The 23,135-nt window shown below is 63.8% G+C and carries 19 protein-coding genes; 9 read left to right on the top strand and 10 right to left on the bottom strand.

Translation table 11 applies throughout. The annotated features are described in order from the left end of the window. The first annotated feature begins 233 nt into the window (after nt 1-233). Together IC234_RS17215 and IC234_RS17210 are read left to right on the top strand one after the other, a co-directional pair. Entirely contained in the window at nt 234-3,845 is a 3,612-nt protein-coding gene (locus IC234_RS17215; RefSeq protein WP_190926991.1) for an endo-1,4-beta-xylanase, read from the top strand. 96 nt (nt 3,846-3,941) lie between these two features. Beyond that, the gene (locus IC234_RS17210; protein ID WP_223827735.1) at nt 3,942-4,160 is read left to right on the top strand and encodes a PID-CTERM protein-sorting domain-containing protein; all 219 of its coding nucleotides are present in this window, start codon (nt 3,942-3,944) and stop codon (nt 4,158-4,160) included. A 146-nt stretch (nt 4,161-4,306) separates the two neighbouring features. On the opposite strand, the gene IC234_RS17205 is transcribed toward IC234_RS17210, so the two are convergent. The 6 genes from IC234_RS17205 to IC234_RS17180 form a co-directional block, all read right to left on the bottom strand. After that, on the bottom strand, nt 4,307-5,401 hold the full coding sequence (locus IC234_RS17205) for a chorismate mutase (protein WP_223827734.1): 1,095 nt from the start codon (nt 5,399-5,401) through the stop codon (nt 4,307-4,309). 82 nt (nt 5,402-5,483) lie between these two features. Beyond that, complete coding sequence (locus tag IC234_RS17200; RefSeq protein ID WP_190926989.1) at nt 5,484-6,329, bottom strand: prephenate dehydrogenase; 846 nt, start codon at nt 6,327-6,329, stop codon at nt 5,484-5,486. Continuing rightward, entirely contained in the window at nt 6,326-7,528 is a 1,203-nt protein-coding gene (locus IC234_RS17195) for a pyridoxal phosphate-dependent aminotransferase (RefSeq protein ID WP_190926987.1), read from the bottom strand. The genes IC234_RS17200 and IC234_RS17195 overlap by 4 nt, the downstream gene beginning before the upstream one ends. A gap of 4 nt (nt 7,529-7,532) precedes the next feature. Beyond that, nucleotides 7,533-8,411, bottom strand: coding sequence for a prephenate dehydratase (locus IC234_RS17190; protein WP_190926984.1), 879 nt, complete (start codon nt 8,409-8,411; stop codon nt 7,533-7,535). 472 nt (nt 8,412-8,883) lie between these two features. Continuing rightward, nucleotides 8,884-9,420, bottom strand: a complete 537-nt coding sequence (locus tag IC234_RS17185; protein WP_190926982.1) for a DUF4833 domain-containing protein — start codon at nt 9,418-9,420, stop codon at nt 8,884-8,886. 65 nt (nt 9,421-9,485) lie between these two features. After that, nucleotides 9,486-10,985: a hypothetical protein gene (locus tag IC234_RS17180; RefSeq protein WP_223827733.1), complete on the bottom strand. Its 1,500-nt coding sequence runs from the start codon at nt 10,983-10,985 to the stop codon at nt 9,486-9,488. Nucleotides 10,986-11,197: 212 nt separating this feature from the next. Here IC234_RS17180 and IC234_RS17175 point away from each other — a divergent pair, with 212 nt between their 5' ends. The 5 genes from IC234_RS17175 (at nt 11,198) to IC234_RS17155 (ending at nt 17,202) form a co-directional block, all read left to right on the top strand. Beyond that, nucleotides 11,198-12,364, top strand: a complete 1,167-nt coding sequence (locus tag IC234_RS17175) for a 2-isopropylmalate synthase (RefSeq protein ID WP_190926978.1) — start codon at nt 11,198-11,200, stop codon at nt 12,362-12,364. A 294-nt stretch (nt 12,365-12,658) separates the two neighbouring features. Beyond that, nucleotides 12,659-14,053, top strand: coding sequence for a 3-isopropylmalate dehydratase large subunit (gene leuC / locus IC234_RS17170; RefSeq protein WP_190926976.1), 1,395 nt, complete (start codon nt 12,659-12,661; stop codon nt 14,051-14,053). Nucleotides 14,054-14,184: 131 nt separating this feature from the next. Then, entirely contained in the window at nt 14,185-14,781 is a 597-nt protein-coding gene (gene leuD, locus IC234_RS17165) for a 3-isopropylmalate dehydratase small subunit (RefSeq protein WP_190926974.1), read from the top strand. Beyond that, a complete protein-coding gene (gene leuB, locus IC234_RS17160) occupies nt 14,775-15,893 on the top strand; it encodes a 3-isopropylmalate dehydrogenase (RefSeq protein WP_190926972.1) in 1,119 nt (372 codons plus the stop codon). The genes leuD and leuB overlap by 7 nt, the downstream gene beginning before the upstream one ends. 217 nt (nt 15,894-16,110) lie before the next feature. Continuing rightward, nucleotides 16,111-17,202, top strand: a complete 1,092-nt coding sequence (locus IC234_RS17155; protein WP_190926970.1) for an NADH:flavin oxidoreductase/NADH oxidase — start codon at nt 16,111-16,113, stop codon at nt 17,200-17,202. A gap of 57 nt (nt 17,203-17,259) precedes the next feature. On the opposite strand, the gene IC234_RS17150 is transcribed toward IC234_RS17155, so the two are convergent. Then, nucleotides 17,260-17,775, bottom strand: coding sequence for a DinB family protein (locus IC234_RS17150; protein ID WP_190926967.1), 516 nt, complete (start codon nt 17,773-17,775; stop codon nt 17,260-17,262). Between the two features lie 142 nt (nt 17,776-17,917). On the opposite strand from IC234_RS17150, the gene lysA reads away from it, so the two are divergent. Both lysA and IC234_RS17140 read left to right on the top strand, forming a co-directional pair. Beyond that, nucleotides 17,918-19,162, top strand: a complete 1,245-nt coding sequence (gene lysA / locus IC234_RS17145; RefSeq protein WP_190926965.1) for a diaminopimelate decarboxylase — start codon at nt 17,918-17,920, stop codon at nt 19,160-19,162. A 142-nt stretch (nt 19,163-19,304) separates the two neighbouring features. After that, nucleotides 19,305-20,003: a DUF1345 domain-containing protein gene (locus tag IC234_RS17140; RefSeq protein ID WP_190926962.1), complete on the top strand. Its 699-nt coding sequence runs from the start codon at nt 19,305-19,307 to the stop codon at nt 20,001-20,003. Nucleotides 20,004-20,051: 48 nt separating this feature from the next. Here IC234_RS17140 and IC234_RS17135 read toward each other — a convergent pair whose 3' ends face one another. The 3 genes from IC234_RS17135 to IC234_RS17125 all read right to left on the bottom strand — a co-directional run bounded on the left by IC234_RS17135 (nt 20,052) and on the right by IC234_RS17125 (nt 22,960). Next, nucleotides 20,052-20,480 (bottom strand): SpoIIAA family protein, encoded by a 429-nt coding sequence (locus tag IC234_RS17135; protein WP_190926960.1) that lies wholly within the window; start codon nt 20,478-20,480, stop codon nt 20,052-20,054. Nucleotides 20,481-20,604: 124 nt separating this feature from the next. Then, on the bottom strand, nt 20,605-21,456 hold the full coding sequence (locus tag IC234_RS17130) for a pirin family protein (RefSeq protein WP_190926958.1): 852 nt from the start codon (nt 21,454-21,456) through the stop codon (nt 20,605-20,607). A gap of 166 nt (nt 21,457-21,622) precedes the next feature. Further along, nucleotides 21,623-22,960, bottom strand: a complete 1,338-nt coding sequence (locus tag IC234_RS17125) for a Gfo/Idh/MocA family protein (protein ID WP_190926956.1) — start codon at nt 22,958-22,960, stop codon at nt 21,623-21,625. Between the last annotated feature and the right edge of the window lie 175 nt (nt 22,961-23,135).

The raw sequence follows: 23,135 nt of genomic DNA, 5'->3' as shown, positions 1-23,135 counted from the left end.
TGCGCTGATAAATCCAGTGCCCGCGGGCTGCTAATAAAATTTTGGCCTGCTTCATCTATCGGCAACGGTTGTGTAACTATCACAATCGTTGCCGATAAAAATCTTGTCTATTCACTAGAAAAACAGGCATTTAATCTGGAAAGCCGGGGCATACTTTTAATCCGACGCGGGTGCCAACAGGGCCCTCAGCGTCAGGTTTTTCTTTCCACCATCCCACCCAAACTTGTTTTTCTATGAAAAAACTTCAACGCGTTTTTCTTACGCTGGCGGCTGCTTTCAGCGGCCACCTCAGCCTATCGGCCCAGAACGCGCCGGTGCCGTTTGAGGCCGAAACCGGCGTTTCGGCCGGGGCGGCCATCAGCGGCGCCGCGCAGGGCGACTGGGCGTTCCGCACCACGGCCGCCCCGGCCGTAACCTACGCCACCAGCCTCACCGACGTATCGGCGTACACGGCGGCCGGCTCGCCGGGCGGCGGGGTGGGCGCCTCGGCCCCGGCCACGGCCAACCGGGTGCTGAGCTACACCGTCACCTTTCCCGGGGCCGGCACCTACGATTTGTACGCCCGCATCCGCGTGAACGCCGGGAACGCCAACGACGACAGCTTTTTCTACGGCAGCAGCTTTGGCGCCAAAGGCCCGGCCACGCCCAGCGACTGGACCAATGCCAACGGCCTCAACACCGTGGGCTACACCGCAGGCATCCTGCCCGTGGACGGCGGCGGCGGCGCCGGCACCGGCGTCTGGAAGTGGGTCAACTTGTCGAAATTCAGCACCTTCGGCTCCACCCCGCTGGTCACTTTTACGGTACCGGCCGGCGCCCTGACGCAAACCTTCCAGATTGGAGCCCGCGAGGACGGGCTCGATTTCGATAAGTTCGTTTTCGGCCAAACGGGGCTGTATTTCACGGTCGCCAACCTCGATGCCGGCGCGCAAGGCAGCGTGACCCCGCCGGTCACGTTCACGCCGTCGGGCCCGCCCCTGGCCACGGGCAAGCCCAAATACCTGGGCAGTGCTTACAGCCCGCAACAGGCGCCGTTTTTTGGCAACTACTGGAACAGCGTGACGGCCGAAAACGGCGGCAAGTGGGGCAGCGTGGAAAGCACGCGCGGCACCTTCAACTGGGCCGACCTGGACGCGGCGTACAACCAAGCCATCAGCACCGGCAGCTCGTTTCGCATGCACACCCTGATTTGGGGCTCGCAGCAGCCGGCCTGGATGTACAACCTCACCCCGGCCGAACAACTGACCGAAATCAACGAATGGTTTGCGGCGGTGGCGGCCCGCTACCCCAAAATCGACTTCATCGACGTGGTGAACGAGCCCATCAATGCGCCGCCGACCGGCTTTGTGGTGGTGGGCTCGCCCACCAACCCCACGGGCAGCGTGAACCCCACCGGCGGGGCATACATCAACGCCCTGGGCGGCACCGGGGCCACGGGCTTCGACTGGATTATTACCTCGTTTCAACTGGCCCGCCAGTATTTCCCCAACGCCAAGCTCATGATTAACGAGTACAGCGTGGAGAATTCAACGGCCCGCGCCACCACCTACGTCAACATCATCAACCTGCTGAAAGCGCGTGGCCTGATTGACGGCGTTGGTTTTCAGGCGCATGCCTTCTCGTTCAGCGGGATACCCACGGCCACCATTCAGGCCAATCTGGCGCTGCTGGCTTCGACCAACCTGCCGCTCTACGCCACCGAGCTGGACCTCGACGGCCTGACCGACGCCGTGCAGTTGGCCGAATACCAGCGCATTTTCCCGCTTCTCTGGGACAACCCGGCCGTGCGCGGCATCACGCTGTGGGGCTACCGCGTGGGCCACTGGCGCACCGCCCAGGGCGCCAACCTCGCCAACGCCGACAACACCGAGCGCGCGGCGCTGGTGTGGATGCGCGGCTACGTGGCCAGCACCTACACCGGCCCCATGTGGACCGGCAACACCAGCGGCGCCTGGAACGTGGGCAGCAACTGGATTTCGGGCTCTAACACGCCCACGAACTCGGCCGTGTCGTCGGCCGTCGTCAACACCGTGCCCCTGGCCACCGACGATGCCGTCTTCCCCGGCTACGCCACCAACCAGCCCACCGTGAGCGGGGCGCAGGCCATTCGCAGCGTCACGCTGTCGGGCACTGGCGCCAGCCTCACCACCCCGGCCGGCAGCGTGCTCACCATGACCGGCAACCTCACCAACAACGGCGGTACCCTGGCTGGCAGCGGCAACGGCACCATCGCGCTGGCCGGCGCGGCCGCCCAAACCATCGGCGGCACCAGCCCGTCCAATTTCCAGAACCTGACCGTGGGCGCAGCCGGCGCCAATCTGGCCGCGGCGGCCGGCGTGCGCCAGCTGCTCACGCTGAACGGCAACCTCACCACCAACGGGCAGGCGTTCACGCTGCTTTCGGATGCGGCGGGCACGGCCATGGTCGTGAACACCAGCGGCGCGGTGGTGGGCAACGCCACGGTGCAGCGCTACATCACGCCCAATAATTCGGGCCTGGGCTACCGCCACTACGCGCCGCCGGTGAGCGGCAGCACGGTGGCCGATTTGGCTACGGCTAGCTTCACGCCCGTGGTGAACCCCAACTACAACACGGTGGGCAACACCGTAACGCCCTTCCCCACGGTATTCAGCTACAATTCTTCGCGCCTGTTTGCTTCGGCCGCGCCCACCACCAGCGCGTTCGACTACGGCTGGGAATCGCCCACGACGCTGGGCGATGCGCTGATTCCCGGCCAAGGCTATTCCGTGAACCTAAGCGGCACGCAGCTCGTGGATTTTGTGGGCCCGCTTAATAATGGCAGCATCAGCCGCACCGGCCTCACGCGCAGCGCGCAGCCGGAGTCGGGCTGGCAGCTGCTCGGCAACCCCTACCCTGCCCCGCTCGATTGGGAAGCCGTGAGCACCAGCGGCCTCGACGCGGCCGTGTACGTGTTCCGTTCCAGCGGGCCCTATGCCGGCACTTACGCCAGCTACGTGCGCGGCGGCGCCAGCACCAACGGCGGCACCAACCTGCTGCCCGTGGCCCAGGGCTTCTTTGTGCGCACCACCTCGGCGGCCACGCCGGGCGCCATCAACTTCGCTAACTCGGCCCGCGCCACCACCTACGCCAGCCCCGTGTTCCAGCGCGGCAGCGCGGCCACCGACCCACTGGTGCGCCTCGACCTGCGCGGCGCTACCGGCCCGACCGATGAGGCGGTTGTCACTTTCAGCAGCGGCGCCACGGCCGGCTTCGATGCCACGGCCGATGCCTACAAGCTCACGGCGGCCGGCGTGCCCGTGCTAGCCACCGAGCTCAGCGCCACCGAGTTGCTGTCCATCAACGCGCTGCCTGCCCTCGGTGCCACCGACGTGAACGTGCCGCTGCGCGTGCAAGCGCCGCAAGCCGGCATCTACACCCTGCGCGCCACCGAGCTCCTGAACCTGCCCGCCGGCCGCTACGCCTACCTGCGCGACGCCCAGACCGGCGCCTTCTTCGACCTGAGCCAGGCCGCAGGCTACGCCGTGAACCTAACGGCTGGCCCGGCCGCTGCCGGCCGCTTCACGCTGGTCATCACCCAAAACCGCGTGCTGGCCACTGCCCCGGCGGCCATCAGCCAGCAGGTGGCGCTGTATCCCAACCCGGCTCATGGCAGCGTTTCGCTGGCCCTGCCCGCCGCGCTCAGCGCCCAGGCCGTGGAAGTGGCGTTGCTGAACACGCTGGGCCAAACCGTGCTGCGCCAGACGCTGGCCGCCAGCACCGAGCTGCTGCGGCCGCTTGCGCTGCCCGGCCTGGCCCCGGGCATCTACACGGTGCGTATGCAAACGGCCGCTGGCACCATCAGCAAGCGCCTGACCATCGACTAGTCCGGCTGCCTCCGGGAGCTGCCAGCCGCTTGTGTTAATTGGCGGCCCCCGGAGGCAGACACGGTTTTGCTTCTCATCTTTTGCATCAATAGCATTATGAAAAACACCAACATCCGGCGCAGAGCCCTGGCGGTGGCTGCCTTCACTCTCCTGGCTGGAGCCGCCTCCGAAGCCCAAGCCCAGGGTCCTGGCTCGGGCGGCCCCACGCCCGGCACACCCGCCGCAGAGGTGCCTCTGGACGGCGGCGCCTCGCTGCTGCTGGCGGCCGGCGCGGCCTACGGTCTTAAACGCCTGCGCAACCGCCGTAAATCATAAACACATCATCTCACCCAACAACAAAAAGCCGCCCTACTCACTGCAGGGCGGCTTTTCTTTATGATACGAGTACAAAACCCGCACAAAACGATTTGTGATTTTTTCAATAGTCAATCCTTAGTCTAAAATCAGATTGACTTTCTGGGCTAGCTTTCCATCACCTTGTTTTGGCGGTTGATGGATTCCAAATGTACAGCCGCAAGGTATTGCTCCACAAATTCCGTCGATAAGCCTACTGAATGCCCTTGACGCATAGACCGCTCCAGCACTTCATTAAAGCGTGCTGTTTGCAAAATGGTGATGTCGTTTTCCTTTTTGTACTGCCCGATTTTTTCGGCCACGGCCATGCGGCGGCCTAGTAGCTGCATAATCTCGGCGTCGAGCTGGTTGATTTGCTCGCGGAAGCTAGCCAGCGCGGTGAGGTACTCGCGCTTGTCGGTGCTCTCGTGGCGCCACACCAGGTCTTCAATCAGGTCGCGCAGCACTTCCGGCGTGATTTGCTGCTTGGCGTCGCTCCAGGCCGCGTCCGGGTCGATGTGGCTTTCAATCATGTTGCCGTCGAAACCGAGGTTGAGGGCCTGCTGGGCCACGGCCGCCAGCGTGTCGCGCCGGCCGCAGATGTGGCTGGGGTCGCAGAGCAGCGGCATGTCAGGCATGCGGCGCTTCATCTCAATGGGCAGGTGCCACATGGGCGCGTTGCGGAAATCGGTGTTGCCGTAGCTCGAAAAGCCCCGGTGAATGAGTCCCACGTGCGTGAGGCCGGCTTTTTGCAGGCGCTCCACGGCGCCCACCCACAGCTCCAGCTCCGGGTGAATGGGGTTTTTCACCAGCACCGGCACGTCGACGCCGCGCAGGGCATTGGCAATTTCCTGCACCGAAAACGGGTTGCCGGTGGTGCGGGCGCCCACCCACAGAATGTCGATGCCAAAGGCCAGGCAGTCTTCGACGTGCTTGGCGGTGGCCACTTCCACGGCCGTGGGCAGGCCGGTCAGCTCGCTGGCTTTCTTGAGCCAGGGCAGGCCTTTGGTGCCCACGCCCTCGAACATGCCGGGCTTGGTGCGGGGCTTCCAGATGCCGGCGCGCAGGGCCTGCACCTTGCCGGTGGCGGCCAGGCGCTGGCAGGTTTCGAGCACCTGTTCCTCGGTTTCGGCCGAGCAGGGCCCGGAAATAAGGAAAGGCTTGTCGTCGGGCTGGCGGTTGAACAGCGCGGATTTCATGGCGGGGATGGCGGATGAATTCATGGGATTGATTAGCTATTAGTTTTTAGGTCGTCATGCTGAGCGCAGCCGAAGCATGACGGGCTTTTTTATGTTGTTCTGCCTGCTAAGGCAGGATTTTGCGAATGTGATTGGCTTGTTGAATTTGCTGGGTGAGGCCGTCGTAGTCTTCCCGCGCCAGCAGGTCGCGCAGGTGCTGCAGCTGGTGCAGGTGCTCATCGAGCACATCGAGCACGTTGAGGCGGTTTTGGCGGAAGATGGGCACCCACATGGCGGGCGAGCTTTTGGCCAGGCGCACGGTGGAGGCAAAGCCGCCGCTGGCCAGGTCGAAGATGCGCTGCTCTTCCTTCTCTTTCTCCAACACCGTGAGCGCCAGCGCAAACGAGGTGATGTGCGAGATGTGCGACACGTAGGCCGTGTGCAGGTCGTGGGCCGCCGCGTCGAGGTACAGCAGGCGCATGGGCAGCGCGTGAAACAGCTTTTCGACCAGCTGCACGGCGTCGGGGTCGCTGTGCTCGGTGTCGCAGAGCACCACGGTTTTGCCGTCAAACAGGCCCTGCGTGGCCGCATCGGGGCCGGAGTATTCGGTGCCGGCCATGGGGTGCACGGCCACAAAACGGCCCCGGCGCGAATGTGCGGCCACGGCCGCCAGCAAGGTGCCCTTCGTCGAGCCCACATCAATCACCACCTGATGCGGCGCCGTGGCATCGAGCACGAGCGGCAGCACGGCCACCATGGCGTCCATGGGCACGGCCACCACCACCAAATCGGCCCGGCGCACGGCAGCGGCAAGGTCAGTTTCGATTGCATCGACCAGGCCCAGTTCCAGCGCCCGGCGCGCGTGGACCGGGCTTGCTTCCACCCCAATAAAATGCTGGGCCAGCCCGTGCTGGCGCAGGCTAAGCGCCAGCGAGCCGCCAATGAGGCCGAGGCCAATGATGGTGACGTTCATGAGTTGACAGAAGGAATGGTGACACGAACTCGCTCCAGGGCCTCGCGCAACACGCTTTCTGGCTGGCAAAGGCTGGCGCGCACGTAGCCCAGGCCGTTGCTGCCGAAAATGCCGCCCGGCGTCAGAAATACCCGGGCTTCGGCCAGCACGGCGTCGCTCAGGGCGTAGCCGTCGGCGTACTCGGCCGGCACCGCGGCCCAGATGAACAGGCCCACCTGGCCCGGAGCGGGTTCGCAGCCCACGGCGCGCAGCAGTTCAAGCACCAATTCGCGGCGGACGCGGTAGGTGGCGTTCAATTCCGCGAACCAGTCGTCGCCTAGGGCCAGGGCAGCCACCGCAGCTTGCTGCACCGGCAGCAGCATCCCCGAGTCCATGTTGCTTTTGAAGCGGAGGACGTCGGCCAGCAGGTCGGGGCGGCCGCAGAGCATGCCCACGCGCCAGCCGGCCATGTTGTGCGATTTGCTGAGCGAGTTCAGCTCCAGAGCCACTTCGCGGGCGCCGGGCACCGAGAGCAAACTCACCGGCGGCGTTTCATTCAGGATGAAGCCGTAGGGGTTGTCGTGCACCAGCAGGATGCTGTGCACCTTCGCAAAAGCCACCAATTGCGCCAGAAAAGCCGCGTCGGCCGAAGCGCCGGTGGGCATGTGCGGGTAGTTCACCAGCATGAGCTTCACCCGCGAAAGGTCGGTTTGAGCCAGCGCGTCCAAGTCAGGCAGCCAGCCGCGGGCGGCGGTGAGGTCGTATTCGCGCACCTCGGCCCCGCAGATTTCGGCCACGGCCCGGTAGGTCGGGTAGCCGGGGTTGGGAATGAGCACGACGTCGCCCGCTTCCAAAAACGTCATTCCCACGTGCATGAGGCCTTCTTTCGAGCCCAGCAGCGGCAGGATTTCGCTGGCCGGGTCGAGCGTCACGCCGTAGTGGCGCTGGTAGAAAGCGGCCATGGCCCCGCGCAGCGCCGGCGTGCCTTGGTAGCCTTGGTAGCCGTGGGCGGTGGGCTGGGCGGCGCTGGCACTGAGCGCCGCCACCACGCTGGGGTGCGGAGGCAAATCGGGGCTGCCAATGCCCAGGTTGATGATGTTGGCGCCGGCGGCGTTCAGGGCGGCCAGCTCGCGCAGCTTGCGCGAGAAGTAGTATTCGCCGGTGTGGGCCAGGCGGCTGGCAACGGGCACTTGCAGGCGTGCTGCGGAAGCTGTTTTCATGATTTTAAGTCAATTGCGGCGCTACTTGGGCGTCGATGGTTTGGGAAGCTGCGGTATTCCAGTGGCCACGGCGGTAGGCGCCCAGCACGCGCAGTTCTTCGGTTACGGGGGCCAAATCGGCCAGCAGGGCCTCCAGCTGCGCCGGATTTTCACATTCCACATCGGCGTGGAAGCCGTAGTGCCAGGGCTGGCCGGGGCGGGGGCACGACTGCAGCTTGCTCAGATTTAGGCCGTGGGCGGCCACGCGGGCGAGCACGGCGGCCAGGCGACCGGGCGCGTGTGGCGCGCAGAAGTAGAGCGAGGCTTTGTCGGCCAGCGGGTCGGGGCGGGCGCTGTCGGCGTGCTCCAGCACCAGGAAGCGGGTGTAGTTGTGCGGGTCGTCGTGAATGGCGGGCGCCAGGATGTGCAGGCCGAACTGCTCGGCCGCCTGGGCGCCGGCCACCACGGCCACGCCGGGCGTGCGGTGCTGGGCCAGCAGCTGGGCGCTGTGGCCGGTGTCGTCGGTTTCGACCAGTTTCCAGTGCGGGTGACGGTCCAGAAACTCGCCGCACTGGCGCAGGGCCATGGGGTGCGAGTGCACCTGCTGCACGGCAGCCAGCGTGGTGCCGGGCAACGCCAGCAGGTGCTGATGAATGGGCAGGTACACCTCGCCCGTTACCCGTACGGGGTGGCGCTCCAGCAGCAGGTAGTTGGGCAGGATGCTGCCGGCCAGCGAGTTTTCCATGGCCATCAGGCCGGCCTCGGCGGTGCCGTGCACCACGTGGGCCACCACGGCCGCGAAGGTGGCGCAGGGCAGCAGCGCCGGCGCCGCGCCGAAAAACTGCCGGGCTGCCACTTCGTGAAAACTTCCCTGGAACCCCTGGATGGAAACGTGCTTGGGCATGGTGTAGCGTTAGTTGTTAGTCGTCAGTTGCTCGTTGTCAGTTGTCCGGCTATTTACTCAGTAGTCTGTGCCATGTGAGGCTAACAACTGACAACGAGCAACTGACAACTAGAATTGGGCAATAAAAAAGGGCCTCCGTAGTGCGGGGCCCTGGGGTGGTTGGCAGCGAGTGTGGTGTGGTCACCTCGGGCAACAGCGGGCCGGCTTCTTCGAATAGAAGAAGGTATAGCCGTAATAAAAAAACACTTGCTGCGTGGGTACCATGAGTGAATTGGGCAATAAAAAAGCGCCTTCCCGATGAACGAGCGGCGCTGGAGTTGGCTGAGGTTAGCTACGCGGCGGCTCGTTCTACGCGGTGGCGTAGAAGTAGTAATAGCCGAAAAAGTAGCGCGTCTGGAACATCGGTGGTGCGGGTTTGCGGTGGCAAGTTACGCACAACCGCCGCAACTCCAACCGAAAAGCCCGGCGGCAGCTACGGCAGCACCCGTTCCACTGCCGGCTCGCGGGTGGCCGTGTTCAGCCCCTTGAACTCCAGGTATCTTACGTTCGGCACCCAAAACGTGCCGCCCTCGATGCGCAAATACACACGCTCGAGCTGCAGCTGCTTGCCGGCAATGGTGGTGTAGACGTGAAACGCCTTGTCGACCGGCGACTTCAGCAGGAAAAACCGCACCTTGCTATAGGCCGCAAACTTCAGCTCAAACTTGTCGGCGGCGAGTTTTTCGGCCGTGAGGCCATAAGCAAACTTGCCCTGAATGAAGTTCAGCTCCTTGCGCTCGCCGTGCTCGTCGTAGCGAATCCAGAAGGCGTTCACGGGCTCGTCCTCGTTGAGGCGGCCGGCGCGGTCCACGTTCAGTTGGTAGATGACGGTGTTGGTATTGGGGTCGCGCTGCAGGTAGAAAAGCTGGTTGGGCACCCCGCTGGGGACCGGAAACACAATGCCCGCTTTCGGGCCCGGCGGCAGGCGGCAAAACAGGTTGAATAGCAGCAAAAAGGCCGGGGCCAACATGGAGAATGGGATAGCAGCGGAGTGGCAAAGGTACCGTCGCGTGGACTCGCAGAGGCCACGCTACATCACTTCATCTGCCGGAACTTGCGCTTCATCACGTCTTGCACCGGCACGTTGGAAATCTTGCTTTCCAGCCACGAAATGATGTCCAGGTACAGAAAGGGCCGGCTTTCGTAGGGATTGGCGGCAATGACCGTCAGCTTCTCTTTGAGGTCGATGAAGGCCTCGCGCACCTGCGGCGGCGCAATGCCACCCAGCTGGCGCAGGAACCGGAATATCTCGACCTGCATGGGCTGCTGCTCGTCCATCTTGCCCAGAAAATGGTACACGGAGCGCACCTGGTATTCCAGGCTGGCGTCGTCGCCGGCTTCGTAGTGGGCAATGAGGTTGAGGATGCGGGCAAAGCACTGCAGGTCCTCGCGCAGGCTCAGGTCTTTGTGCTGAATGATGAGCGTGAGGTACTCAATGGCCTTCTCGTACTCGCCGCTGCCGAAGTAGAGGCTGGCAATCTTGTAGTAAAACACCAGCGTGCGGTGGATGTCGAGCTGGGGTTTGAAGTGGTCCAGCTGCTCGAGCAGCTCCGGGATGATGGCCAGGCCCTCGGTGAAGCGGCCCTCCAGGAAGTAGGCGTTGATTTTGTTGGTGTAGATGTACTGGAACAGCAGGATTTCGGTGTTGGGGCTGCTGCGCCGGGTCTGGTTGGCCGCGAAGTCTTCCAGCCTTTTCAGCACCTGCATGAACTTGCTGTAGTAAAGCATGTTATAGAGCGCCGCCAGCAGGTTGTGCAGTCCTTTGATGTAGAGCATGGTTTGCAGCTCCTTCATGGGCGGGGCCTGCTCAAAGAGGTCGACCCACTTCTGGGCGTAGCGGTAGCTGGCCCGGAAATTCTGGCTCAGCGTGTGGTACCACACCTGCGCCTGGTAGAAATACAGCTTCTCGAAAAAGCCGCCGCGGCTGTCTTCGGCAGCCGGCAGGTTTTCGCGGAAAAACGCCGTGATGCGCGCGTGGTCGGCGCGGTTGCGGGCGTGGCCGGCCTTCAGGTAGAGGCCGTAGAGGCGCAGCGCGGCGTTGGACAGCGCGTGCTGGTTGGCCAAGTGCGCCACCGTGTCCGTGGCTTCGGTGGTGAGGGTTTCGGCGCGGTCTTTCAGGCTGCGCGTGATGTACTGGCTTTCGATGAGCTTCTCAAAGTCGAGAGCCAGCAGCACGATGTGCGGCATTTCGGCCTGGCGGGCCTGCTGCTTCACTTTTTCCAGCATGCGCAAGGCCTGCTGGTAGAAGCCCTTGTTGTAGAGCACGCGGGCGTAGTCGAGCTGCTCGTGCAGCTGAATGTCGGGGTTTTGGCCGGCGTGGTACACCCGCAGGCTGGAGAGCACCTGCCGGTAAAGGTTGGCCTTGAGGTTGGCGAGTTGCACGCGCTTGAGGGCGGGCACCTGGGCCAGCACCTGGGCCTCGTCGTAAGTGTCGGCGGCGTCGAGGGCGTCGAAGAGCTGCAAAAACTTGAGGTCTTCGCTTGCGCTCTGCCGGTTGGTGAACAGGCGGAAATGGCGCTTTTCGGAGCGCGTCAACGATTTTACCAACTGAAAAACGGGTTCTTGGCTCTTGTTTGGCATTGTATAACGTCCTGATGCAACCTATTATCCCACAAGGTATTACTCTGCAAATCCCGCCGATTAGAAATAGTAGAAACGGTAAAATGGCGGTTTTCATGCCGCAAACGCGGCCGCTACTTGCCAGCCTATTTCAACGGCCCCGCCCGGCGTTTCCGGGCGATTGTAGCATGTCTCCGCAGCAAATCCAAATCTTCGATACCACGCTCCGCGACGGCGAACAGGTGCCGGGCTGCAAGCTAAACCGCGACGAGAAGCTTCTCATTGCCCGCCAGCTCGAGCAGCTCGGCGTCGACGTCATCGAGGCCGGCTTTCCGGTGTCGAGCCCCGGTGACTTTGCCGCCGTGCAGGCCATTGCCGCCCAAACCCGCGAAGCCACCGTGTGCGGCCTCTCGCGGGCCGTCGAAAACGACATTCGGGTGGCCGCCGAGGCCCTGCGCCCGGCCCGCTACCCGCGCATTCACACCGGCATTGGCACATCGGACGTGCACATTCAGCACAAGCTCTGCACCACACGGGAGGACGTGCTGGCCCGCGCCGTGGCGGCGGTGAAGCTGGCCAAAAGCTTCGTGGACGACGTGGAGTTTTACGCCGAAGACGCCGGCCGCACCGACAACGAATTCCTGGCCCGCGTGTGCGAGGCCGCCATCCGGGCCGGCGCCACGGTGCTCAACATTCCGGACACCACCGGCTACTGCCTGCCCCAGGAATACGGCGCCAAAATCAAGTTTCTGCACGAAAACGTGCGCGGCATTCACACGGTGCGGCTGTCCACGCACTGCCACAACGACCTGGGCCTGGCCACCGCCAACTCCATTGCCGGCGTGATGAACGGCGCCCGCCAGATTGAGTGCACCATCAACGGCGTGGGCGAGCGGGCCGGCAACACGGCCCTGGAGGAAGTGGTGATGATACTGCGCCAGCACCCTTACCTCCACCTCGACACCCGCATCAACACCCGCCTGCTGGCCGAAACCTCGGCCATGGTGTCGCACCTGATGACCATGCCCGTGCAGCCCAACAAGGCCATTGTGGGCGCCAACGCCTTCTCGCACAGCAGTGGCATCCACCAGGACGGCATCATCAAGCACCGCGAAACCTATGAAATCATCGACCCGCGGGAAGTGGGCGTGGCCGATTCGTCCATCGTGCTCACGGCCCGCTCCGGCCGCGCCGCGCTGGCCTACCGCCTCCAGAAGCTGGGCTATGATTTCGAAAAAACGGCCCTGAACAAAGCCTACGCGTGCTTTCTCGAACTCGCCGACCGCAAGCGCGAGGTGGTGGACGACGACCTGCACGCCCTTGTAGAACAAGAAAACCTAGTAGCCGCCAACTAACCCATGACGACTCCCGAAGAATACCGCCCCCTCGCCGCCGGCCCCGCCCAACCCAGCAGCCAGCCTCCCCAACCGGAAACCCCGCAACCGCCGCGCTTCACTGACTGGATTAGCTACGGAGTCGCCGTGATTCAGCAAGCAGCACCCACTGCCGCTGATTTTACCCCAGCAGGCGGCTGAAAGATGTAGAGACGCATCCTTGCGCCTCGTCGTCGAACGATAAATAACGCCTCGTTTCCTCTCCCAAAGCACCCAACGACGAGACGCAAGGATGCGTCTCGTCGCCCCACCCCAATGGCCAAGTCCTTATTCGATAAAATCTGGGAGGCGCACGTGGTGAAAGCCGCGCCGGGCGGCCTGGACATCGTGTATATCGACCGGCACCTCATCCACGAGGTGACCAGCCCGCAGGCTTTCGACGAGCTCGAAGCCCGCGAACTGCCGCTGTTTCGCCCCAGCCGCATCCTGGCCACGGCCGACCACAACGTGCCCACCCGCAACCAGCACCTGCCCATTGAGGAGCCGCTGAGCCGCTCGCAGGTGGACACGCTCACGGCTAACTGCGCCAAGTACGGCGTGGAGCTGTATGGCCTGGGCCACCAGCGCCAGGGCATTGTGCACGTCATCGGGCCCGAGCTGGGCCTCACGCTGCCCGGCACCACCATTGTGTGCGGCGACAGCCACACCTCCACCCACGGCGCGTTTGGCGCGGTGGCTTTCGGCATCGGCACCAGCCAGGTGGCGCAGGTGATGGCCACCCAGTGCCTGCTCCTGAGCCGCCCCAAGCGCATGCGCATCACCGTGGACGGCGCGCTGCGGCCCGGCGTCACGGCCAAGGACCTGATTCTGTACATCATTGCGCAGCTGGGCACGGGCGGGGCCACCGGCTACTTCGTGGAATACGCCGGCAGCGCCGTGCGCAGCCTGAGCATGGAAGGCCGCATGACGGTGTGCAACATGAGCATTGAGATGGGCGCCCGCGGCGGCCTCATCGCGCCCGATGAAACCACGTTTGCCTACGTGCAGGGCCGCCCCTACGCCCCTAAAGAAGCCGCCTGGGAGCAAGCCGTGGCCTACTGGCAAACGCTGTATTCCGATGAGGACACCGTGTTCGACGCCGAGCACCGCTTCGACGCGGCCGCCATTGCGCCGATGATAACCTACGGCACCAACCCCGGCATGGGCATTGCGCTGAATGGCCACATTCCCAGCGAAGTGCCGGCCAGCGAAGCCGAAAGCTTTGATAAGTCGCTGCAGTACATGGGCTTCCAGCGGGGCGAAAGCTTGCTGGGCAAGCAAATCGACTACGTCTTCATTGGCAGCTGCACCAATTCGCGCATCGAGGACCTGCGGGCCGTGGCGGCCTACGTGCAAGGCAAGCAGAAGGCCCGGCACGTGGAGGCCATCATCGTGCCCGGCTCGAAGCAGGTGGAGCAGCAAGCCCGGGCCGAAGGCCTGGACAAAATTCTGGCCGATGCCGGCTTTGAGCTGCGCGAACCCGGCTGCAGCGCCTGCCTGGCCATGAACGAGGACAAAATTCCCGCCGGCGCCTACTGCGTGGCCACCTCCAACCGCAACTTCGAGGGGCGGCAGGGGCCGGGCTCGCGCACGCTGCTGGCCTCGCCGCTGGTGGCCGCCATCACGGCCGTGCAGGGCAAAATTGTGGACATCACGCAGTATTTAAATTGAGTCTTTTCTGTCATCCTGAGCGCAGCGAAGGCCTTTTTCACCTTCGAACGATTTGCAGTAACTGAAACAGCACAGTCGTGATAAGGTCCTTCGCTGCGCTCAGGATGACAACTGATTTCGTCGAATTCCCAATGGAAAAATTCCAGACCCTGTATTCCGCCGCCGTCCCGCTGCCGCTCGAAAACATCGATACGGACCAGATTATTCCGGCCCGTTTTCTGAAGGCGACCACGCGCGAGGGCTTCGGCGAGAACTTGTTTTGCGACTGGCGGCGCAACCCGGACGGCAGCTTCAAGCCCGATTTCGTGCTGAACGACCCGCGTTTCAGCGGGCAGATTCTGCTGGCGGGCAAGAATTTCGGCTGCGGCTCCAGCCGCGAGCACGCCGCCTGGGCGCTGTACGACGCCGGTTTTCGGGTAGTGATTTCGAGCTACTTCGCCGACATTTTCCGCGGCAACGCGCTCAACACCGGCCTGCTACCACTGCAAGTGAGCGATGCCGAGCTGGCCCGACTGTTTGCCCTGGTGGAGGAAGACGCCCACGTGCAATTCGTGGTGAACCTGCGGGAGCAAACGCTGCACGTGCCGGCCACCGGCGAAGTCATCCGTTTCGACCTCGACCCTTACAAGAAGGAGTGCCTGATTAACGGCTACGACGACATCGACTACCTGGTGAGCCAGAAGCCCGCCATCGAAGCCTACGAACAAAACCGAACCTGGTCATGGTAAGCAAGAAAATAGCCGTGTTGCCCGGCGATGGCATCGGGCCCGAAGTCTGTCGGCAGGCCGTGAAGGTGCTGGAAGCCGTGGCCGGCCGCTTCGGCCACCGCTTCGACATGCAGAGCTACCTGATGGGTGCCTGCGCCATCGACGCCACCGGCAACCCGCTGCCCGACGAAACCCTCGACGCCTGCCGCGCCGCTGATGCCGTGCTGCTCGGGGCCATCGGCGACCCAAAGTACGACCACGACCCCACCGCCAAGGTGCGCCCCGAGCAGGGCCTGCTGCGCCTGCGCAAGTCGCTGGGTTTGTTTGCCAACATCCGTCCCGTGACGGCTTACAGCGTGCTGCTGGAGCATTCCCCCCTGAAGCGCGAGCGCATCGAAGGCACCGACCTGCTCATTTTTCGGGAGCTGACCGGCGGCATCTACTTCGGCGACAAAGGCCGCACCGCCGACGGCGAAGCCGCCTACGACCACTGCACCTACAGCCGCCCTGAGATTGAGCGCATTGCGCACCTGGCCTTCCGCGCCGCGGCTGGCCGCCGGCAGAAACTGACGCTGGTGGACAAGGCCAACGTGCTGGAAACCTCCCGCCTGTGGCGCGAAGTGGTGCGCGAAATGGCCGCCGAGTACCCGGAAGTGGCCGTGGATTACCTGTTCGTCGACAACGCGGCCATGCAGGTCATCCTCAGCCCCACGCAGTTCGACGTGATTCTGACCGAAAACATGTTCGGCGACATCATCTCAGACGAGGCTTCGGTGATTGCGGGCTCGCTGGGCCTGCTGCCCTCGGCGTCAGTGGGCGAGCGGGTGGCACTGTTCGAGCCCATTCACGGCTCCTACCCGCAGGCCAAGGGCAAAGGCATCGCCAACCCCATTGCCACCATTCTCTCGGCCGCCATGCTACTGGAGCACCTGGAGCTGGACGCCGAAGCCGCCCTGGTGCGCGAAGCCGTAGACGAAGCTCTCCACAACGGCGTCCTGACCAAGGAGCTAAACCCCACCGCGCCCTATACCACCGAGGAAGTCGGCAATTACATCGCCTTCTGGATTGCAGATTCGAACGAGAAGCAGTGGAATAAAAACAACGTAGAAATCGGGCTGAGCACGATTATTTGAGTGAGCGTCGTGCCGCGCACCTTCTGTCATCCTGAGCGCAGCGAAGGACCTTTTCACTTTTGAACGACTTGTTCAGGCGTGAGAAGGCCCTTCGCTGCGCTTAGGATGACAGGCTTTTTCGAAAGTCGATGCGGGCAAGTCACCATCGCCGTTTATAACCCCAAGGGCTGAAATCAGGTTAAGAAGGCTTGCTTCCCGACCTTACTTTTTGCCCCTTATGATAAAGCTATTTGAACCCCTGGCCCTGCGCGGCGTCACGCTGAAAAACCGCATCGTGGTGTCGCCCATGTGCCAGTACAGCGCCACCGACGGCTTCGCCAACGACTGGCACCTCGTGCACTTGGGCAGCCGCGCCGTGGGCGGCGCCGGCCTCATCATCCAAGAAGCCACGGCCGTGTCGCCGGAAGGCCGCATCAGCCCCGAAGACCTCGGCATCTGGAAAGACGAGCACGTGCCCATGCTCCGGCGCATCAACGAATTCATCACGGCGCAGGGCAGCGTGCCCGGCATTCAATTGGCCCACGCCGGCCGCAAGGCCAGCACCTACGCCCCCTGGCGCGGCGAGGGCGCGGTGCCCGCCAGCGAAGGCGGCTGGCAAGTGGTGGGCCCCGGCAACGAGGCTTTTTCCGACAGCTACCCGCAGCCCAAGGCCCTCGATGCGCAAGGCATTCAGCAGGTTATTGCTGATTTCCGCACGGCCGCGCAGCGCTGCCTGGCGGCGGGCTACCAGGTGATTGAGCTGCACGCCGCGCACGGCTACCTGCTGCACCAGTTTCTGTCGCCGCTGAGCAACCACCGCACCGACGAGTACGGCGGCTCATTCGACAACCGCATCCGCCTGCTGCTGGACGTGGTGGCGGCCACCCGCGAAGTATGGCCCGAAGAACGGCCGCTCATCGTGCGCATTTCGGCCACCGACTGGGTAGAAGGCGGCTGGAACGCCGACGAAGCCGTGCAGCTGGCCGCCGCGCTCAAAACCCGCGGCGTGGACTTGATAGACTGCTCCACCGGCGGTAACGTGCCCAAGGCCAGCATCCCTGTGGGCCCCGGCTACCAGGTGCAGTTTGCCGAGCGCATCAAGGAAGAGGCCGGCATCCGCACGGGCGCAGTGGGCCTCATCACCAACCCGGCCGAAGCCGAGGCCATTCTGGCCAACGGCCAGGCCAACCTGGTGCTGCTGGCCCGCGAGTTCCTGCGCGAGCCCTATTTCCCGCTGTTTGCGGCCCACGAGCTGGGCGCCGAAATGCCCTGGCCGCCGCAGTACGAGCGCGCCAAGCCGCGCGTGCAGACGGTGGCCGGGCCGCGATAAGTTTTCCTCAAAAGTCCGTCCGGCAGAGCGCCAGCGAAGTATGACGGCCTTTGGGCTTTATGCCAAACTGCGCACCCATTTCGCTGTCACCAGTAGCTGGCCCAGGTGGCGCGTGGTGTGCTCGGCGGCGTGCGTGAGGATGCCGATGACGGTGGAGGGCACCTGCGCCCGGCCCACGCCACGCCCTTCGGCCAGGCTGGTTTCGGGGGTGGCTTTTAGCTGCTGCAGGGCGGCGTCTACTTCGTGGTTGAAGCGGGCCACGAGCTGTTGCACCGTGTCGGGCGCGATGGAGAGGGGCGGCACTTCGGCGTGAAAATCGGCAAACTGGCTTTCCGACAACGCCTCGCCGCGGGCGTAGGTCAGCAGGCGATTTAACACGCCGGCCAGGTGCTGCAGGTGGAAGCCCACGGAAGCCACGCCCGCCGGCCGCTCGTTCAGGAGCGCGGGCGGAAAATCGTGCAAGGCTTCGTGTAGCTCGTCGCGGGCCTGCAGCAGGGCGTGGGCTACGGGTTGGAGCAGCGGGGGCACGCCCGCAATGGGGCCGCGCAGCCAGGCTTCGAGGGGAGCAGACATTGGGACAATGGGGAATTAAGTGCTTCAAAATAACGTCATGCAGAGCGCGCCGAAGCACGCAAAACGCTGTGGCGCGCTCTGCATGACGTTCGTATGGACGTCGAAACCGTCAACGACCTTCACGGGCCGTACTTTTGTGATTATGTCAGGTATTAACGATGCGCTGCGCGCCGCCGCCGACCAATTCGGCACCCCTCTCTACGTGTATAATTCCGCGACCATCACGCGGCAGTATAAAAAGCTGACCACGGCTTTTTCGGGGCATAAAACGCGCTTCTTTTATGCGTGCAAGGCCTTGAGCAACGTGTCCGTTCTGCGCCACATCCACAGCCTGGGCTCGGGGCTCGACTGCGTGAGCATCAACGAGGTGAAGCTGGGGCTGCACGTGGGTTTCGCGCCCGACGACATTCTGTTTACGCCCAACAGCGTCACGTTTGAGGAATTGGTGGAAGCCAAGGAGCTGGGCGTTAACCTCAACATCGACAACATCTCGCTGCTGGAGCGCTTTGGGGCCACGTTTGGCGGCTCGTACCCGGTGTGCGTGCGCCTGAACCCGCACATTGAGGCGGGCGGCAACTACAAGATTCAAACCGGCCACATCGACTCCAAATTCGGCATCAGCATCCACCAGATGCGCCACCTCGAGCGCGTGGTGAAGGGCACCGGCCTGCACGTGCGCGGCCTGCACATGCACACGGGCTCCGAAATCAAGGACGTGGGCGTGTTCATGCGGGCCCTGGAAATCCTGTTCGACGCGGCCACGCGCTTTCCGGAGCTGGAGTTTCTGGACCTCGGCTCGGGCTTTAAAGTGCCCTACAAGCCCGGCGACCCCGAAACCGACGTGAACGCGCTGGGCCAGCAAGTGGCCGCGGCCTTCAAGTCGTTTGAGAAAGAATACGGCCGCGAGCTGGAATGCTGGTTCGAGCCGGGCAAATACCTGGTGAGCGAAAGCGGCTTCCTGCTGGTGAACGTGGCGGTGGTGAAGCAAACCACGGCCACCGTGTTTGCGGGCGTGAATTCGGGCTTCAACCACCTCATCCGGCCCATGTTCTACGACAGCTACCACCACATCAGCAACCTCACCAACCCCAAGGGCACGGAACGGCTGTATACCGTGGTGGGCAACATTTGCGAAACCGACACCTTTGCCTGGGACCGGCTGCTGCCCGACATCCGCGAAAACGACCTGCTGGCTTTCCACAACGCCGGCGCCTACGGCTTCGAGATGAGCAGCAGCTTCAACTCGCGCACCCGCCCGGCCGAAGTGCTGCTGGACGAAAGCGGCGAACTGCGCCTGATTCGCAAGCGCCAGACGTTTGAAGACCTGCTGGCCGGGCAGGTAGACGTGGCGGCCAATGCCCCGGCCCAGCCTTCGCCCGTGGCCTGAGGTCGATGCCGGGACGCCCCAAACGTCCCGGCATTGTCGTATATTAGGGGAGGTTCGGGCCTGTTGAGGGGCCACCGGCTGGGGCGGCGCGGTTGGGGCAGGGGGCAGGCGGCCGGGTCTTAACGTAACCGTTTCGTGTGCCATGGACGCTGCCCTTTCTACGCGACTCTCGGCGCTGGCGCCTTTGCGGCCGGGGCTGGTGGCGCGCTTGCTCCACGTGGTGCTGGCCCTGGCCATCGGCGGGCTGTGCTACCGGCTGGCCCCGCCCGATTTCCTGCTCCTCACCCGGCTGCTCATGGGCTGGGACGGGTTCGTGCTAAGCGTGCTGCTGCTGAGCTGGATAACCATTTTCCATACGCGCGCGGCCGACATGTTTCACGTCGTCAGGGCCTTGCACCCCGACAAGACGTGGCTGCTGCTGCTGCTGACCACCTTCGTGGGCACCACCATCAGCATCGTGGCCGTGGTGCTGCTGCTGCACAACCTGCAGGCCATGGCCCGGGAAGAGCGGATTGAGAACATCTCGGTTTCGGTGGTGGCCATTGGCAGCACCTGGTGCCTGATGCACACGCTGTTTGCTCTGCACTACGCGCACACCTATTTCACCCTGCAAAAGAACGCGGGGGCCGATGCCGGCCTGCTTTTTGTCGGCGCCGGGCCAACCTCCTACTGGGATTTTGTCTACTTCTCCTTTGTGGTTGGCATGACGTCCCAAACCGCCGACGTCAGCATTACCTCGCTGCGCATGCGGCAATTGGTGCTGTTTCACAGCCTTATGGCTTTCGCCTTCAACACCACCATCGTGGCCCTGGCCATCAACGTGGTGGCGGGGTTGCTCTGAGGCAAGCCCGGGCTTCTGGTTGTTGATGGTGGGAAATGCCCCGTTCGCTCAGCGTCCGTCGGGCACCTGCGCCAGCCAGGCAGTGGCCTCTTCTTCGCTCTCAAACGTGCGGTAGGTGTGGTTCAGCCCGCGGCTGGCCATCACGAGCTGGTTCATGGCCAGGCGGGCAAATACGTCGTGCGCCACCAGGGCTGCCCCGTGGCGGTAGCCGCACTCGCGCACGGCACCGGGCAGCCATTCGTTGGTCATCCAGTCGAGTTCGGCCGGGGTGAAGGGCGCCATCTCGCGTTGGTCGATGAGGGCCTTCGACCAGCGGTGGCGGGCCAGGGCCTGGCCCAAGTGCGTGAGAATGGCCCGAAACTGCACCGTTTCGCGCGGGCCGGGCCGGTATTCCAGCCGCACATAGCCGCCGGGTTCTTCCCAAATGCGGCCAATGCTGTTTTCGAAATAGAGGGTGCGAACGGGTGACTTGAGCATCTAAAACGTGGGGCAGAGCCGGGCGTCCGGCGGCAGTTGCGGCGGGTGGCGTTGAAAGAGGGGTGCACGCCTCAACCACCAACCGGCGGCTGAGGTTGCACGGCGCCCCATACTTTTCGCCCAACTAGCCTTTCCAGGCGCCGAATGCTCCGCTTTGGTAGTCGCGGTACGCTTGCTGAATCTCGGCTTCGGTGTTCATCACAAACGGCCCGTAGCTCACCACTGGCTCGCCAAACGGCAGCGCGTGGCCCAGCAGCAACAGTGCTTCCTCGTCGGCGGCCAGGGCCAGCTCGTCGCCATCGTGGTTGAATTCGACCAGCTGGCGGGCCTTGGCCTCGGCGCCGTTCACCTGCACCGTGCCGCGCACCACGTAGAAGAAAATGTTGCGCTCGGCGGCCACCGGCAGCGCGACGCGGCTGCCGGCCGGCAGCTCCAGCCAAGCCAGGGCCACGTCGGCCAGCGGCTGCACGGCCCCGGCGGTGCCGGCCCACTCGCCCGACACGGCGTGCACCACCACGCCGCCCTCCAGCGTCACAGTCGGGATTTCTTCCTGTTGCAGGCCGATGTAGCGCGGGGCCACCATCTTGTCCTTGGCCGGCAGGTTCACCCACAGCTGCAGGATTTCGAGCGGCCCGCCCGCTTGCTTGAACTGCTCCGACGACACCTCGGCGTGCACCAGGCCGCTGCCGGCCGTCATCCACTGAATGCCGCCAGCGTTTATCACGCTTTCGTGCCCACCCGTGTCCTTGTGCAGAATATCGCCTTCCAGAATGAAGGTCACCGTCTCGAACCCGCGGTGCGGGTGCGGGCCGAAGGGCAGGCCGTTGTTGTTGGGCCGGTACACCTGCGGGCCGTGGTGGTTCAGAAACAGAAACGGGTCGATGTACTCCACCGACGCCGTGGGCAGCGCCCGGTACGTGACGAGGTCGGCAATGGGGGCATTGATGGCCCGGTGCTGCTGCTTGATGGTGCGCATGGTGGTGGGGTTGAAGTTAAAGTTGTTGCGGGTGCCTCACCCCCTGCCCCTCTCCTCAGGGAGAGGAGAGTCAGCCGATTTATACAGAAGAATAACCGGTGCCCCTCTCCCTGAGGAGAGGGGGTCAGGGGGTGAGGCGTCAACGTCAGACGAGTAGACCAACTCGCTACGCCTCCTGCTCCTGCGGCGGCGAGCCCCGGAAGGCATCCAGCTTGCTCACGGCGGGCAGCTTCACGGGCTTGTTTTCGCGGGCCGACTGGTAGATGGCCTCCATGAGGCGCTGGTCTTGCAGGCCTTCTTCGCCAGGCGTGTAGGGGGTTTTGTTCTGGCGCACGCACTCGGCCATGTGGTCGAGCTCCAGGGCAAACTGGTCCTTCATGGGGTCGTTGGGCGTTTCCTTCAGCTGCTTGCTTTTGGGCGCGCGCACCCGCTCCTGGTGCAGGCCCTGGTAGGTGAAGGCCGGGTCCATCTTGATGGTGCCTTCCTCGCAGTGCACCATGTAGCTCTTGCTGTTGAAAGTGCCGTAGCCCGTCATGCACTGCGAAATGACCCCGCTGGGGAAGCGCAGGGTAAACGTCACGTTTTCTTCCACTTCCTTGAAGCGGGCATCGCCCTGTGTGGTATATATCTGGGCCGAGACTTCGGTGGGCTCCTCGCCCAGCAGGAAACGGCTGGTGTTGAGGCAGTACAGGCCGATGTCGGGCAGGGCGCCGCCGCCGGCCAGGGCCTTTTTGTGGCGCCACTGCTGGTCGTGGGCCTGGTTCTGGCTGTTCACCATTTGCAGCAGCTTCACCTTGCCGTAGGCTTTGTCGCGCACCAGCTGCATGGCCATGCGGTTCAGCGGCTCGTACTGAATGCGGTAGGCAATCATGAGCTTTTTGCCGGCTTTTTTGCAGGCCTCTATCATTTCCTCGCACTCTTTGGCCGAGTTGGCCATGGGCTTTTCGCAGAGGATGTGCTTGCCGGCCTTGGCGCCCCGCAGCGTGAACTCGTGGTGCATGGAGTTGGGCAGCACGATGTAAATCACCTCCACCTCGGGGTTGTCCTTGAGGTTGTCGTAGGTCTGGTAGGAGTAGCAGCTGCTGGGTTTGATGCCGTATTGCTGGGCCACTTTGCGCATTTTTTCGGGGTCGCCGCTCACCAGGGCCACCGGCTTGGCGTGCTTGCTCTGGCCGAAGGCGGGCAGGATTTCATTGAGCGTGAGGTGGCCCAGGCCCACCAGGGCGTAGCCCACGCGTCGCTCGGGCGCGTCGGGGTTGAAGGGCTCCGAGCCCTTGGGGTCGGTGGGCGCTTCCAGCGGGGGCAGCTTGATGTCGAGCGGGCCGGTTACGGGCGGGGCGCCGGCTTCGGCAGTCGCGGCTTCGGCGGCGGCCACGGGCAGGGCGCTGGCCACGCCCACGGCCAGCAGGCCGCGCCCCGCGTGGTTGATGAACTGGCGGCGCGACTCGTCGTGGCGCGATTCCGAATCGGTAGCGGCGGGCGCGGTAGGGTGGTCTTGAAACATGGGGCAGGAACGTGGAAATGTGGAAAACCTAATGGCTGCTGTACGTACGTGCCGAAGGCGGGGCTTTGTTGCCACAGCATTCGGGCATGGCATTACGCCACAGGTTTTTGGGCCGCGCCAGCCGCTGGGCCAATGCGCAGTACATTTATAGCCCCGCATTTGGGTTATGTTGATG

The organism is Hymenobacter armeniacus (assembly GCF_014699055.1).
Taxonomy (GTDB): domain Bacteria; phylum Bacteroidota; class Bacteroidia; order Cytophagales; family Hymenobacteraceae; genus Hymenobacter; species Hymenobacter armeniacus.
Note: the sequence above shows the minus strand (reverse complement) of the source record. Positions and strands in the feature narration are given on the sequence as shown.